The organism is Pelovirga sp. C15f (assembly GCF_057178085.1).
The window spans coordinates 1-15414 of record NZ_JBXUCV010000012.1 but is presented as its reverse complement, the minus strand read 5'-3'; the positions used below and the strand labels follow the sequence as shown (position 1 = coordinate 15414).

General features: G+C 51.9%; 14 protein-coding genes and 1 tRNA gene. All 15 read left to right on the top strand.

The annotated features are described in order from the left end of the window. Positions 1-123, top strand: a 123-nt coding sequence (locus tag AC1931_RS15170) for an EF-Tu C-terminal domain-related protein (RefSeq protein WP_483878079.1), incomplete at its 5' end; no start/stop codon positions are given. A gap of 66 nt (positions 124-189) precedes the next feature. Then, a complete protein-coding gene (rpmG, locus tag AC1931_RS15165) occupies positions 190-342 on the top strand; it encodes a 50S ribosomal protein L33 (RefSeq protein WP_483878121.1) in 153 nt (50 codons plus the stop codon). A 27-nt stretch (positions 343-369) separates the two neighbouring features. Then, a tRNA-Trp gene (locus AC1931_RS15160) sits at positions 370-446 on the top strand. Positions 447-485: 39 nt separating this feature from the next. After that, the gene (gene secE / locus AC1931_RS15155; RefSeq protein WP_483878120.1) at positions 486-671 is read left to right on the top strand and encodes a preprotein translocase subunit SecE; all 186 of its coding nucleotides are present in this window, start codon (positions 486-488) and stop codon (positions 669-671) included. 20 nt (positions 672-691) lie between these two features. Further along, positions 692-1225, top strand: a complete 534-nt coding sequence (gene nusG / locus AC1931_RS15150) for a transcription termination/antitermination protein NusG (RefSeq protein ID WP_191154514.1) — start codon at positions 692-694, stop codon at positions 1223-1225. Positions 1226-1267: 42 nt separating this feature from the next. Next, a complete protein-coding gene (gene rplK, locus AC1931_RS15145) occupies positions 1268-1690 on the top strand; it encodes a 50S ribosomal protein L11 (protein ID WP_191154513.1) in 423 nt (140 codons plus the stop codon). Positions 1691-1716: 26 nt separating this feature from the next. Continuing rightward, positions 1717-2418 carry a 50S ribosomal protein L1 gene (gene rplA / locus AC1931_RS15140; RefSeq protein WP_483878119.1) on the top strand — a complete coding sequence of 234 codons (702 nt, stop codon included), beginning with the start codon at positions 1717-1719 and terminating at the stop codon, positions 2416-2418. A 161-nt stretch (positions 2419-2579) separates the two neighbouring features. Then, positions 2580-3098, top strand: a complete 519-nt coding sequence (rplJ, locus tag AC1931_RS15135; RefSeq protein WP_483878118.1) for a 50S ribosomal protein L10 — start codon at positions 2580-2582, stop codon at positions 3096-3098. A gap of 55 nt (positions 3099-3153) precedes the next feature. Further along, positions 3154-3531 carry a 50S ribosomal protein L7/L12 gene (rplL, locus tag AC1931_RS15130; RefSeq protein ID WP_483878117.1) on the top strand — a complete coding sequence of 126 codons (378 nt, stop codon included), beginning with the start codon at positions 3154-3156 and terminating at the stop codon, positions 3529-3531. A gap of 202 nt (positions 3532-3733) precedes the next feature. Further along, on the top strand, positions 3734-7837 hold the full coding sequence (gene rpoB, locus AC1931_RS15125; protein ID WP_483878116.1) for a DNA-directed RNA polymerase subunit beta: 4104 nt from the start codon (positions 3734-3736) through the stop codon (positions 7835-7837). A gap of 79 nt (positions 7838-7916) precedes the next feature. Beyond that, on the top strand, positions 7917-12074 hold the full coding sequence (gene rpoC, locus AC1931_RS15120; protein ID WP_483878115.1) for a DNA-directed RNA polymerase subunit beta': 4158 nt from the start codon (positions 7917-7919) through the stop codon (positions 12072-12074). A 164-nt stretch (positions 12075-12238) separates the two neighbouring features. Continuing rightward, entirely contained in the window at positions 12239-12610 is a 372-nt protein-coding gene (rpsL, locus tag AC1931_RS15115) for a 30S ribosomal protein S12 (protein ID WP_483878114.1), read from the top strand. 24 nt (positions 12611-12634) lie between these two features. Continuing rightward, on the top strand, positions 12635-13105 hold the full coding sequence (rpsG, locus tag AC1931_RS15110; RefSeq protein WP_483878113.1) for a 30S ribosomal protein S7: 471 nt from the start codon (positions 12635-12637) through the stop codon (positions 13103-13105). Positions 13106-13131: 26 nt separating this feature from the next. Then, the gene (gene fusA, locus AC1931_RS15105) at positions 13132-15210 is read left to right on the top strand and encodes an elongation factor G (protein WP_483878112.1); all 2079 of its coding nucleotides are present in this window, start codon (positions 13132-13134) and stop codon (positions 15208-15210) included. Positions 15211-15221: 11 nt separating this feature from the next. Continuing rightward, positions 15222-15414: GTP-binding protein (locus AC1931_RS15100; protein ID WP_483876923.1), on the top strand; the 193-nt coding region annotated here is incomplete at its 3' end.

Here is a 15414-nt window from a genome sequence, read left to right as displayed (position 1 = left end):
GACAACATCGCCATGACGGTTGATCTGATCACCCCGATAGCCATGGACAAAGAGTTGCGCTTTGCGATCCGCGAAGGTGGCCGTACAGTCGGTGCCGGCGTTGTCAGTGAAGTGATCGAGTAACAATCTTTAGAATCAAGCTGAACTGATCCCTCCCGAGTAGATCGGGAGGGATTTTACGAGGTAGCTATTATGCGTGACATTGTCACCCTTGCCTGCACCGAGTGCAAGCGCCGGAACTACACCACAACAAAGAACAAGAAAAATACTCCGGACAAGCTGGAGTTTAACAAGTACTGTCGCTTTTGTAAGCGCCATACGGCTCACAAGGAAACCAAGTAGCTTGATATCGCTGCCCGGGTTCTCTGCAGGCCAGTAGCTCTAACGGCTAGAGCACCGGATTCCAAATCCGGGTGTTGGGGGTTCGAATCCCTCCTGGCCTGCCACTTTTATAACAAGCTCCACACAGTGAGGCTGACGGATCGATGACTGGAAAATTGAACGCATTTCTTGGCAATGTAAAAGCAGAATTACAAAAAGTTACCTGGCCATCCAAAAAAGATACCTATGGTTCAACCATGGTTGTCATTGTTGTTGTCATGTTCTGTGCAGTTTATCTGGGGGTTGTTGATATGATTCTCTCGCGCCTGATCCAGGTAGTTCTGGGCTGACGGGAGTAAAAGGCTTTTTCATGGCAATGAAATGGTACGGCGTACACACCTATTCTGGTTATGAAAACAAGGTGAAGCTAAGCCTCGAAGAGCGAATTCGTTCTGCTGGAGTAGAAGATCTTTTCGAAGAGATCTTGATTCCCTCAGAAACGGTCGTTGAGATGCGTAAAGGCGAGCGTAAAACGTCAACGCGTAAATTCTTTCCCGGTTACATCCTGGTTAAGATGGTGTTGAACGATGAGACCTGGCATGTAGTTACCGGAACGGCAAAAATAACCGGATTTGTCGGGGGCGGGGTCAATCCGCCGGCGATTCCCGAGGACGAGGTTGCCAAGATTACCAACCGAATGGTTGAGGGCGTAGAAAAGCCCAAACCCAAGGTAGAATTCGATGTCGGGGAAACGGTGAGGGTTGTTGATGGTCCCTTCCTTAACTTCACCGGCATTGTTGAAGATGTCAGGCCTGATCGTGGGACGCTGAAGGTAATGGTCAGTATTTTTGGTCGGGTCACCCCGGTTGAATTGGAGTTTATTCAAGTCGAGAAAACCAGTTGAGTGTTGCTGGGGTAAAGGTTTTGGACGTTTAAGGAGTCGGTAATGGCCAAGAAAGTTGTAGGACAGATTAAGTTGCAGATCCCTGCTGGTAAAGCAAATCCTTCGCCTCCAGTAGGCCCGGCACTCGGTCAGCATGGTGTCAATATTATGGAATTCTGTAAGGCGTTCAATGCCAAAACCCAGGATCAGGATGGATTGATTATTCCTGTCGTTATCACGGTTTTCGCAGATCGTTCTTTTTCGTTTATCACTAAGACACCGCCGGCAGCTGTTCTTCTGCTGCGGGCAGCCAGTCTCAAAAAAGGTTCCGGTGTTCCTAACAAGGACAAGGTTGGGAAAGTTACCAGCGATCAGGTTCTCGAAATTGCTCGTCTGAAGATGCCCGACCTCAATGCGTTTTCTGAAGACGCTGCGGTGCGGATTATCGAGGGTACGGCTCGCAGTATGGGAATTGAAATCGCCTGAAATGGCGAGTAGTGGAGTGAAAAAAGATGGCAACTGGCAAGAATATTAAAAGTTCAAAAGAGCGCGTAGATCGTACCCGCACCTATGGCATCGACGAGGCCCTGGAGTTGTTGAAAACAACAGCTTTCGCTAAGTTCGACGAAACCGTTGAAATCAGCGTGCGCCTTGGTGTCGATCCACGTAAGGCCGATCAGATGGTGCGCGGAGCCCATGTTTTGCCTAATGGTTTAGGGAAAACTGTCAGGGTTCTGGTGTTTGCCAAAGGTGAAAAAGCTCAGGAAGCGGAAGCTGCCGGTGCTGATTACGTTGGCGCCGATGACCTCGCTGAAAAAATTCAGGGCGGCTGGTTTGATTTCGATACCGCTATCGCTTCCCCTGACATGATGGGCGTCGTTGGCAAGATCGGTCGTCTGCTCGGACCGCGAGGCCTGATGCCCAACCCGAAGGTTGGTACCGTTACTATGGATCTGGCCCGTGCCGTTCAAGAGGCAAAATCCGGAAAGATCGAATACCGGGTCGAAAAGGCCGGTATTGTCCATGCTCCGGTTGGTAAAGTGTCCTTTGATGCAGACAAGCTAAAGGAAAACATTTTGTCTCTTCTTGACGCTCTGGTTAAGGCAAAGCCTTCAACATCCAAAGGCATTTACCTGAAGAAAATGTCATTGTCCAGCACCATGGGTCCTGGTATTCATCTCGACATACCGGCACTCCAGGCAATGATTAAATAACACAGACTCTAAGTCAAAGACAGCAGGCTTGCATTCGTGCATTTAATGGTTTTCCACCTGCCGAGGCTGCAGGGTGCTGTGACAATCGGTCACCGCTCTCCCTCAAGCTGACTTGGTCGGGACGTAAAGCTCCCAGGATCTTAAAGAAAGGAGGAGAGTGAATGAACAGAACCGAAAAAGAACAAGTTGTTCAAGAACTGGCAAAGCGTTTTGCCGAGACTGATGCCAGCTTTCTGGCTGATTATCGCGGCATTAATGTTGATCAGGCAACCAGACTACGGCGTGAATTAACCCAGGCCGGGGTAGAGTATCGGGTTGTTAAAAATAATCTGATCAAACTGGCGGCCAGGGGTACTTCTGCTGAACCTCTGCAGGCTTTTTGTGCCGGGCCTACAGCTATTGCCCTAGCAGGTGCCGATCCGGTTGCACCAGCCAAAATTCTAAGCAAGTTTGCCAAGGATGTTCAGGCCTTTGAATTAAAGGCAGGAGTTCTTGGTGGCAAACTGCTGACTGTAGCAGACATTAATGCCCTTGCTGATCTGCCAAGCCGCGAAGAACTGTTGGCGAAGGCCCTAGCTTCAATGAATGCCCCGGCATCCAACTTTGTTGGCACGCTGGCAGCGATCCCGCGTTCGTTGGTTCAGGTTTTAAACGCCATTGGCCAGAGCAAAGCGGCTTGACCCAAGCTACTTAAACTTTAAAAAACATCGCTACATATATCTTACGGAGGAAAAAATGGCTGGAGTAACTAAAGAACAAGTTGTTGAATTTCTTGAGAACATGACCGTTCTTGAAATGTCTGAGTTTGTTAAAGAACTCGAAGAAAAGTTTGGTGTTTCAGCGGCCGCACCGGTAGCTGTTGCTGCCGCTGCCGGCCCTGCCGCAGAGGTTGCAGAAGAGAAAGACGAGTTTGATGTCATTCTCACCAGTGCCGGCGAGAAAAAAATCAACGTCATCAAGGTTGTTCGTGCCCTGACCGGCCTGGGCTTGAAGGAAGCCAAGGATCTGGTTGACGGTGCCCCCAACCCGGTTAAGGAAGCTGTCTCCAAAGCCGAAGCTGAAGATATCAAAAAGCAGCTTGAAGAAGCTGGCGCCGGCGTGGAGCTGAAATAGCAATTGTAAGTCAATAGTCGAGCATTAGCCAAGGTCGCAGTGCGGCCTTGGCTATTCTCGTTGTTTGGAAACCCTTGTTCGGGCACGGATTCTGGACCCGCAGGTCGGATATGGCGATCTGGTCCAATACACGAATCTGTGACCTGCAGCAGGTGCTTAAGTGTTGTTACCGGCCTTTTGATTTTGACCCCAAGGAGAAACCATGGCCTATTCGTTTGCGAATAATCCGCTCCTCAGGAAGCACTTCGCAAAGGTTTCGAATATCATCGATATTCCAAACCTGATCGATATTCAAAAAACTTCCTATGCCCGTTTTTTACAAGCTGACATTCCTGCCCCTGCGCGTAAGCAGAGTGGGCTTGAGTCAGTTTTTCGCTCGGTTTTTCCCATTCGTGATTTCAGTGATACCTGCTCCATGGAGTACGTATCCTATGATCTTGGTACTCCCAAGTACGATGTCGATGAATGTCACCAGCGCGGAATGACTTTTGCTGCGCCGATGAAGGTCAAGGTCCGCCTGGTCACCCTTGATACTGACAAGGACTCAGGTACCCAGTCGATTCGGGATATCAAGGAGCAGGAAGTTTATTTTGGTGAAATTCCGCTGATGACGGAGAACGGTACCTTCATTATCAATGGGACCGAGCGGGTCATTGTCAGCCAGCTACATCGTTCTCCCGGAGTTTTTTTCTCCCATGATAAGGGCAAAAGTCATTCCAGCGGGAAGGTTCTTTACAGCGCCCGCATTATTCCTTATCGCGGGTCCTGGCTGGACTTTGATTTTGATCACAAGGATCTGCTGTGGGTGAGGATCGATCGTCGTCGTAAATTGCCTGCGACAGTGCTGCTCAAGGCCTTGGGTTACACCACAGAAGAGCTGCTTAAACATTATTATGATTTTGAAGAAATTTCGTGGAACGGTACGGAATATGTCAAGCGGGTCAATTATGATCTGCTTGCCGGTCAACGCGCCGCCACTGATGTTATCTCCAGTAATGGCGAAGTTCTGGTTAAGGCCAACCGGAAATTTACCCGCGCTGCCATCCGCAAACTCAAGGAAGAGGGCCTCGAGTTTGTTCCGGTCACTACCGAAGAGCTCCTCGGCAAGGTTATTGCCACCGACATTATTGATGAGGCGACTGGCGAAGTATTGCTTGAGTGCAATACTGAGTTGACCGAAGAAAAACTTACTGAATTCAAAGAGCGTGGCATTCATGATTTCAATATCCTGTTTATTGATCATCTGTATGTTGGCTCCTATTTAAGTGATACCTTGCGTTCGGATAAGATTGAAACTGCGGAAGATGGCATTATCGAAATTTTCCGCCGCTTGCGTCCGGGCGATCCTCCCACAGTCAAGACGGCGACAGCATTGTTTGAGAGCCTGTTCTTCAACCCTGATCGCTACGATATTTCGGCGGTCGGGCGGCTTAAGTTGAACCACAAGCTCGGGCTCGAGTCTCCTCTTGAACAGTCCACCCTCACCAAGGATGACATCCTGGCAGTGGTGCGCTATCTGATCGATCTGCGTAACGGTAAGGGCTCGATTGACGACATCGACCACCTTGGCAATCGCCGCGTCAGGGCGGTTGGCGAATTGCTGGAAAACCAGTATCGCGTTGGTCTTGTGCGGATGGAACGCGCCATTAAGGAACGCATGAGCCTGCAGGATGTTGACAGCCTGATGCCCCATGATCTGATCAACTCGAAGCCGGTTTCCGCCGTCGTCAAGGAGTTTTTCGGGTCGTCGCAGTTGTCGCAGTTTATGGATCAGACCAACCCCCTCTCCGAAGTTACCCACAAGCGTCGTTTGTCGGCGCTGGGACCGGGTGGTTTGACTCGTGAACGTGCCGGTTTTGAAGTGCGTGACGTTCATCCTACGCACTATGGCCGTGTCTGTCCCATCGAAACGCCTGAAGGTCCGAATATCGGTTTGATCGCTTCTCTGTCGACCTATGCGCGGATCAATGAATACGGTTTTGTTGAAACCCCTTACCGGATCGTCAACAACTCACAGGTAACGAACGAAATCAAATATTTCTCAGCACTGCAGGAAGAAGGCCACGCCATTGCCCAGGCCAACGCCCCGATCGACGAAAACAATGTCTTTATTAATGACCTTGTCAACGTCCGTCGCAATGGTGAGTTCCTGCTCCTGACCCCCGATGAGATCACCCTCATGGATGTGTCGCCGAAACAGATTGTTTCGGTTGCCGCTGCGTTGATTCCGTTTCTGGAAAACGATGATGCCAACCGCGCCCTGATGGGTTCAAACATGCAGCGCCAGGCGGTCCCCTTGTTGCGTTCTGACGCGCCGCTGGTCGGTACCGGCATGGAGCGGATTGTTGCCCATGATTCCGGCAGTTCCATCGTTGCTCGCCACGATGGTGTCGTAGAGCGGGTTGATGCGGGGCGTATCGTTGTCCAGGTCGACGACAAGGCTATGGAAGAAACCGGCACCTGGGTTGATATCTATAATCTGCTCAAGTTCAGCCGCTCCAACCAGAACACCTGTATCAACCAGAAACCGATTGTTAAGATTGGCGATCGGGTCAAGGCTGGTGACGTGATCGCTGACGGCCCGTCCACCCAGTGGGGCGAGCTGGCTCTGGGGCAGAATGTCCTGGTCGCTTTTATGCCCTGGCATGGCTACAACTTTGAGGATTCCATCCTGATTTCCGAAAAGCTGGTCCAGGATGATCGTTATACCTCGATTCATATTGAAGAATTTGAGTGTGTTGCGCGTGACACCAAGCTTGGTAAGGAAGAGATTACCGACGATATCCCCAATCTTGGTGAAGATGCCCTGAGTGATCTGGATGAATCAGGTATTATCCGCATCGGTGCCAGTGTCAAGGCGGGTGATATTCTGGTTGGCAAGATTACTCCCAAGGGGGAGACGCAGCTCTCACCCGAAGAAAAACTGCTGCGTGCCATTTTTGGTGAAAAGGCCGGCGATGTACGGGATACCTCGTTGCGTGTCCCTCCAGGCGAGGAGGGCGTGGTTATCGGCGCCCGGGTCTTCTCGCGCAAAGGGTCAGACAAGGACGCTCGTACTGAGCAGATTGAGGCGCGTGAAATTGAACAGCTGCGTAATGATCTAAATGATGAAATCCGCATTCTGAGGGCGTCCACCCGCAAGAAGCTAAGTTCGTTGCTGGTCGGTCAGACCGCTGCGGTTTCCATCGAGGATAGCGACGGCAATGTTCTGTTGCCTAAACGCCGGAAAATAACTGACGAAGCCTTTGACAAGGTTCCCTTTTCTCGCATCCAGGATATCTCCATTTCCGGAAGCGATGACATAGAAAGCAAAATCAGCAATCTGCTGGCGCGCCTGGCTGAGCGTGAGCAATCAGTCAATGCCGTGTTTGAGGATCGGATTGAAAAATGCAAGCGTGGGGACGATCTGCCCCCGGGTGTTATCAAGATGGTCAAGGTCTATATCGCCATCAAGCGCAAGCTTCAGGTCGGTGATAAAATGGCCGGTCGTCATGGTAATAAAGGCGTTCTTTCGCGGATTCTGCCGCAGGAAGATATGCCCTACATGGAAGATGGCACACCGGTTGAAATCGTCCTGAACCCCCTTGGGGTTCCATCACGGATGAACGTCGGACAGATTCTTGAAACCCACCTGGGTCTGGCTGCACGAGGTCTTGGTAACCAGATCAAAAAGGTGCTGGATGAACAGTACAGCGAGGCTGCGCTTAAAAAGCAGATCAAAAGCGCTTACGCTGATCCGGAACTTGACGATTTTATCGATGGTCTGGGTGAAGATGATCTCCGGATTCTTGGACGCCGACTACAGTATGGCGTACCGATGGCGTCACCGGTCTTCGAGGGGGTCAACGAAGAAAAAATCAAGAATGAACTTGAACGTGCCGGTTTTGCAAAGAGTGGTCAGATGACCCTGTTTGATGGCAAATCGGGCGAGGCTTACAAAGAGAAGGTTACTGTGGGCATCATGTACATGCTCAAGCTCCATCACCTGGTTGATGACAAGATTCATGCCCGCTCCATCGGGCCGTACAGCCTGGTTACCCAGCAGCCGCTGGGTGGTAAGGCGCAGTTTGGTGGTCAGCGCCTTGGTGAAATGGAGGTCTGGGCGATGGAAGCTTATGGTGCTGCCCACGCCCTGCAGGAGTTTTTGACGGTAAAATCTGATGACGTGGCCGGTCGGACCCGCATGTACGAAGCCATCGTCAAGGGTAAGCACACCCTGGAAGCCGGTTTGCCGGAGTCCTTCAACGTTCTGATCAAGGAGCTCCAGGCCCTTTGTCTTGATGTTGACCTGCTGGAAGAAGAATAGTCCAGAGCCTTTTTTAAGGGCTACTGACATTATACATTTTACAGAAACCCAAGCACTCGTCCAATAAGGAGGATGCGTTTTGGAAGATATTTTCAGTCTCTTTGAGCGCCCGAAAGATCCGTTGAGTTTTAATTCGATTCGTTTATCGCTGGCCTCTCCCGATAAAATCCGGGAGCGTTCTTTCGGTGAGGTGAAAAAGCCGGAAACCATCAACTACCGGACCTTCAAGCCGGAGCGTGATGGACTGTTCTGTGCCAAGATCTTTGGTCCGATCAAGGACTATGAATGTAACTGCGGCAAGTATAAACGCATGAAGCATCGCGGCATTGTTTGTGAAAAATGTGGGGTTGAGGTTATCCCCAGCAAGGTCCGGCGCGAACGCCTGGGTCACATTGACCTTGCCTGTCCGGTTGCGCATATCTGGTTTTTGAAGTCATTACCGTCACGTATCGGCGCTTTGCTGGACATGACCCTCAAGGATCTCGAAAAGGTTCTTTATTTTGAGGCTTATGTTGTTCTCGATGCCGGCGACACGCCACTGGTTAAGGGACAATTGCTGCCGGACGACAAGTACCATGAAGCCATGGACGAGTTCGCTGGTCAGTTTGTCGCCGGTATGGGCGCTGAGGCGGTGCGTGAATTACTTGCTGAGCTGGATATGGACGTGATTGGTGAGCAGTTGCGTCTGGAAATGAAAGAAGCGACCAGCGAAGCCAAGCGTAAGAAGGTTTCCAAGCGCCTTAAGGTTGTTAATGCCTTCCGGCAGAGTGGTAATCAGGCTGAATGGATGATTCTTGAAACTATCCCGGTTCTGCCCCCGGAACTACGTCCGCTGGTGCCCCTCGACGGTGGTCGTTTTGCTACCTCGGATCTCAATGACCTCTACCGGCGCGTGATCAACCGCAATAATCGCCTCAAGCGCCTGATGGAATTGCGAGCTCCTGAAGTTATTGTCCGCAACGAAAAACGCATGCTGCAGGAATCGGTGGATGCCCTGTTTGACAACGGACGCCGCGGTCGTGCCATTACCGGTCCGAGCAAGCGGCCACTCAAATCCCTGTCAGACATGCTTAAGGGCAAGGGCGGGCGTTTTCGCCAGAACCTGCTCGGTAAGCGGGTCGACTACTCCGGCCGTTCGGTTATCGTTGTCGGTCCTGAACTGAAGCTCCATCAGTGTGGCTTGCCCAAGAAGATGGCGCTGGAACTTTTCAAGCCCTTTATCTATCAGAAGCTTGAAGAGCGCGGCCTGTCAACCACCATCAAGAGCGCCAAGAAGATGGTGGAAAAAGAAAAAGCAGAAGTCTGGGATGTCCTTGAAGAGGTCATCAAGGAACATCCGGTCATGCTCAACCGCGCACCAACCCTGCACCGCTTAGGTATTCAGGCGTTTGAGCCGATACTGATTGAAGGCAAGGCAATCCAGTTGCATCCATTGGTCTGTACTGCCTTCAATGCTGATTTCGACGGTGACCAGATGGCTGTCCATCTGCCCTTGTCCATCGAAAGCCAGATTGAGGCCCGCGTGTTGATGATGTCAACCAACAACATCCTCTCCCCGGCCAGCGGTCAGCCGATTATCGTACCATCACAGGATATGGTTCTGGGCCTTTACTACATGACCAGGGAGCGCCCTTTTGTTACTGGTTCCGGTAAAATGTTTGTTTCACCGGAAGAAGTGCGCATGGCTTATGACGCAGGCGAGGCAGATCTGCAGGCGGGCATCAAGGTGCGCATGGCTGAAGAAGATGGTGCTCCACTGCAATTAATTAAGACAACCGTGGGGCGAATCCTGCTGAGCGAGGTTGTCCCGGCGGTTATTCCGTTCAAATATGTCAATCTGGTCATGGGCAAGAAGCAGGTTGCCCAGCTGATTGATGTCAGCTTCCGCCTGGCCGGCACCAAGGAAACGGTTATTCTCGCCGATAAGATCAAGGAAACCGGCTTCCGCTTTTCAACCCTCGCCGGTGTTTCCATCTGTCTGGATGATATGGAAATTCCCGCTTCGAAAGAAGCGCGGATCAGCGTCGCTGCGGATGAGGTAAAGGACATTCAGCAGCAGTATACTGAAGGTCTGATTACCGATGGCGAGCGTTATAACAAGGTTATCGATATCTGGGCCAAGTGTACCGAAGATATTGCCGGCATCATGCTCGGCAATATTGCCGTCGACAAGCTTGTTTCTGAGGAAGGTGAGGCCGTCACGGTTCCATCCTTCAATGCCATTCACATGATGGCTGATTCGGGAGCGCGAGGCAGCGCTCAGCAGATCCGTCAGCTGGCGGGCATGCGCGGGTTGATGGCCAAGCCGGACGGCTCTATTATCGAAACTCCGATTACTGCAAACTTCCGGGAAGGCCTGACGGTCCTGCAGTACTTTATCTCGACCCACGGCGCCCGCAAGGGTCTGGCTGATACCGCGCTTAAAACCGCCAACTCCGGTTACCTGACCCGCCGCCTGGTTGACGTCGCCCAGGATGCCATCATTACTGAGCAGGATTGCGATACCCTTGATGGAATCGAAGTTGCCTCCCAGACCGAAGGGGGCGAGGTGATCGAACGCCTCGGTGACCGTATCCTTGGTCGGGTAACCCTGGATGAAGTTGTCGATCCGGTTACCGACGAGGTGCTGGTCGAGGCCAATCAGGTGATTGATGAGGATGGCGTTGCCCGTATCGAAAATGCCGGTCTTGAGCGCGTCAAGATCCGTTCGGTTCTTACCTGTAAGAGCAAGCGCGGTATCTGTGCCCTGTGCTATGGACGGGATCTGGCTCGCGGTCACCTGGTCAATCTCGGTGAAGCGGTCGGTGTTATTGCTGCCCAGTCCATCGGCGAACCTGGTACCCAGTTGACCATGAGAACCTTCCACATCGGTGGTGCGGCTTCCCGGCGCGCCGAGCAGACGGCACTGGAAGCCCGCTATGACGGTACCCTGAAATTTATCAACCTCAATACCGTTGATGACGAGGCCGGTTTGCCGGTAGTCATGAACCGTAAGGGTGAAGTCGCGGTTATTGATGATGCCGGTCGTGAGCGGGAACGCTACTCCCTGGTCTATGGTGCTCACTTGACACGCCAGGAGGGGGCAGCGGTCAAGACCGGAGATGTCCTGGCTGAGTGGGATCCCTACACGGTGCCGATCGTTACCGAGGTTGGTGGAACCGTGCGCTATGGTGATATTGTCGAGGGAATAACGATGGAAGAACAGGTCGATGAGGTGACCGGCCTGTCGCGTAAAGTGGTCATCGAGTCGCGTTCGGCAGAAAAACGCCCACGGATAACCATCAAAGGTGAAGATGGCAAGACTGCCAAGCTTCCAAACGGCGCGCCGGCGCGTTACATGCTGCCGGTTGGTGCCAACATTGCGGTCGAAGAGGGTACGCTGTTACGTCCCGGTGCGATTCTCGCGAAGATCCCGCGCGAAACCACCAAGACCAAGGACATTACCGGCGGTCTGCCGCGTGTTGCCGAGCTCTTTGAGGCGCGCAAACCGAAAGAGGTTGCGGTTATCTCGGAAGTTGATGGCGTCGTCAGCTACGGTAAGGATGCCAAGGGGAAGCGTAAAGTGGTTGTCACTCCCGAGGTGGGCGAGCCGGTTGAATACCTGATTCCCAAAGGAAAGCACATTTCCGTCCATGAAGGCGATTATCTTCATGCTGGTGAGGAACTGGTCGATGGTTCAAGCAATCCCCATGATATCCTGCGGGTTCTTGGCAGTAAGGAGCTCTCCAAATACCTTGTTGATGAGGTCCAGGAGGTCTACCGCCTGCAGGGGGTTAAGATTAACGATAAGCACATTGAGACCATTGTTCGTCAGATGCTCCGGCGGGTCCAGATCAACGATGTCGGTGATACCGTCTTCTTGAGTGATGATCAGATTGATCGCTGGGTGTTTGAAGAAGAGAATGCGCGGGTTCTGGCCGAAGGTGGGCAACCTGCCATTGGTGAACCGATCATGCTGGGTATTACCAAGGCGTCGTTATCAACCGAATCCTTTATTTCCGCAGCCTCATTCCAGGAGACCACCAAGGTGCTTACCCAGGCATCGATTCAGGGTAAGGTTGATGTACTGCACGGTCTCAAGGAAAATGTCATCATGGGCCGCTTGATTCCTGCGGGAACCGGCGTAGCCAAGTACCGTGCCGCAGAACTTAAGACTCCGGAGCCTGAAGTCAAGCTTGAGGCCCCCCTTGAAATTGATGAGTCTGAGACTGAAGACACCGAGGAACTGGAAGACTAAAGACCCTGCGGATTTCTGGCTGTAAAACGCTTTACAGAAAAAGCAAGCCGGGAATAAAAGAGCTTGACAAAGCATAGGTCGATTGATAATGTCTGCGAGTTTTCCTCGCGGAAAGCTTGGTATACAGGTGATTGAAATGATGATAAGAAATCGGGAGCAACAAGATGCCAACAATTAACCAGTTGATTCGCAACGGGCGCCAGAAAAGAGTGACAAAGTCAAGCTCTCCGGCGTTAAAATCCTGCCCACAGCGGCGTGGAGTCTGTACGCGGGTTTATACAACAACACCAAAGAAACCAAACTCGGCGTTGCGTAAGGTCGCGCGTGTGCGCTTGACCAACGGTATGGTCGTTACCTCTTATATCCCCGGGGTTGGTCACAATCTGCAGGAACACTCTGTGGTTCTGATCAGGGGTGGCCGGGTAAAAGACTTGCCAGGTGTGCGCTATCACATTGTGCGTGGAACCCTTGACCTTGCAGGTGTTAAGGATCGTAAGCAGGGACGTTCCAAGTACGGCGCCAAGCGCCCGAAGTAAACAAAGTCTGAAGAAGAGGACCTTATGCCAAGAAGAAGAGAAGTTCCCAAGCGCGTTATTCTGCCTGATCCCAAATTTGGGGATCAGCTGGTTGCCAAATTTGTTAATAACGTCATGGTTGACGGCAAGAAAAGCACTGCCGAGCAGATTGTCTACGGCGCTTTTGATATTGTTGCTGAACGCAGTGGCAATAACCCCCTTGACGTATTCAAGGCAGCTATGGACAACGTTCGTCCAATGCTTGAGGTCAAGTCTCGCCGTGTTGGCGGGTCGACCTATCAGGTGCCGGTAGAGGTGAGCCCGTCACGACGTACTGCTCTGGCAATGCGTTGGCTGGTCACTTATGCCAAGGGGCGCAGTGAGAAGACCATGTGTGAGCGTTTGGCAGGTGAGTTCCTTGATGCATCCAACAATCGAGGCACTGCGGTCAAGAAGCGTGAAGATACCCATCGAATGGCTGAAGCCAATAAGGCTTTTGCTCATTATCGCTGGTAGGCCCGGTTGTTATTAGGAGATAGATTGTGCCTCGTTTAGTACCACTGAATAGAACGCGTAATATCGGTATTATGGCTCATATTGATGCCGGTAAAACAACAACAACTGAGCGGATCCTTTTTTATACCGGGGTGTCCCATAAGTTGGGCGAAGTCCATGATGGTGCTGCTACCATGGACTGGATGGAGCAGGAGCAGGAGCGCGGCATTACTATTACTTCCGCTGCAACCACCTGTTTCTGGAAGGACCATCGTATCAATATTATCGACACGCCCGGTCACGTCGACTTTACTATCGAGGTAGAACGCTCCCTCAAGGTGCTCGATGGTGCCGTTGCTGTGTTCTGTTCCGTTGGCGGCGTCGAGCCACAATCCGAAACTGTCTGGCGTCAGGCCGACAAGTACGGGGTGCCCCGTATTGCGTTTGTTAACAAGATGGATCGAATTGGTGCCGACTTCAACCGCGGGGTTGAAATGATTCGTGATCGGCTGGGAGCCAATCCGCTTCCGCTGCAACTGCCGATCGGGTCGGAAGAAAACTTCCGCGGTCTGGTTGACCTGGTAACCATGAAGGCACTGGTGTGGGATGATGAATCCCTAGGCGCCAAGTACGACGTTGTCGATATCCCTGCTGAAATGGCAGAAGAGGTTGAAGCCGCGCGCGAAGCCCTGCTTGAAGAGATTTCTTCCCACGATGATATCCTGATGGAGAAATATCTCGGTGGTGAAGCGTTAAGTCTTGATGAAATTAAAGCGGCTATTCGCCAGGGAATGAAAAATATTCATTTCTGTCCGGTATTGTGTGGCAGCGCTTTTAAAAACAAGGGTGTTCAGACCCTTCTCGATGCAGTAGTTGATTACATGCCTTCTCCGGTTGATGTGCCGCCAATCAAGGGCCTGCATCCCGACACAGGTGAAGAGCTGGAACGTCCTGCTGCTGACGATGCTCCTTTTGCTGCCCTGGCGTTTAAAATCATGACTGACCCCTTCGTCGGCCAGTTGAGTTTCTTCCGGGTTTATTCAGGCATTGCTGAGTCCGGTTCGACAGTGCTGAATTCAACCAAGGGCAAAAAAGAGCGTTTTGGGCGCCTTCTTAAGATGCACGCTAATAAGCGTGAAGAAGTTAAGCAGGTTTATGCTGGTGATATCGCCGCCGCTGTTGGCTTGAAGCATACGACCACGGGCGATACCCTCTGTAACCCCGATCACCCGGCACTGCTTGAGTCGATGGAGTTTCCCGAGCCGGTTATTCACCTTTCGGTTGAACCCAAGACCAAGGCTGATCAGGAAAAAATGGGCGTTGCCCTCGGTAAATTATTATCCGAAGATCCGTCAATGCGGGTCAGAACGGACGAGGAAACCGGCCAGACTATTCTTTCCGGCATGGGCGAGTTGCATCTTGAGATCATCGTTGATCGCATGAAGCGTGAATTTAAAGTCGAGTGCAACGTGGGTGCTCCGCAAGTTGCCTACCGTGAATCAATTACCAAGACAGTTCAGGTTCAGGGCAAGTTTGTACGTCAGTCCGGTGGCCGTGGTCAGTACGGTGATTGCTGGTTGCGGATCGAGCCGGGGGAACCAGGTGAGGGCTTTACCTTTATTGATGAAATCAAGGGCGGGGTTATTCCACGCGAGTATATCCCGGCTGTTGGCAAAGGTGCAGAGGAAGCGGCTCAGAACGGGGTGCTTGCAGGTTTCCCGATCGTTGATGTTCGGGTTGCTGTTTTTGACGGTTCATATCATGATGTCGACTCTTCGGAGATGGCATTTAAAATTGCCGGCTCCATGGGTTTCAAGGAGGGCGCTAAAAAAGCTGCGCCTGCGCTGCTCGAGCCCATTATGGCGGTTGAGGTGGTTGTCCCTGAAGAGTATATGGGTGATGTTATCGGTGACTTGAACAGTCGTCGTGGACGCATCATGGGGATGGATTCCCGCGCCGGCGCTCAGGTTATTAGCGCCCATGTGCCGTTGTCGAGCATGTTCGGCTACGCTACCGATTTGCGCAGTGCTACCCAGGGTCGTGCGACCTATACCATGGTGTTTGATCATTATGAGCAGGTACCAAAAGCGATCAGTGAAGAAGTTATTGCCAAGGTTAATGGCTAGAGGAGTTTACAATGGCGAAGGCAAAATTTGAGCGGTTAAAGCCGCACGTTAACGTTGGAACGATCGGTCACGTCGACCATGGCAAGACCACCCTGACCGCTGCTATTACCCGGGTGCTGGCCGAGAAGATGGGCAAGGGAGAGGTCAAGGCTTTTGACCAGATCGACAATGCTCCCGAAGAGCGCGAGCGTGGTATTACCATCG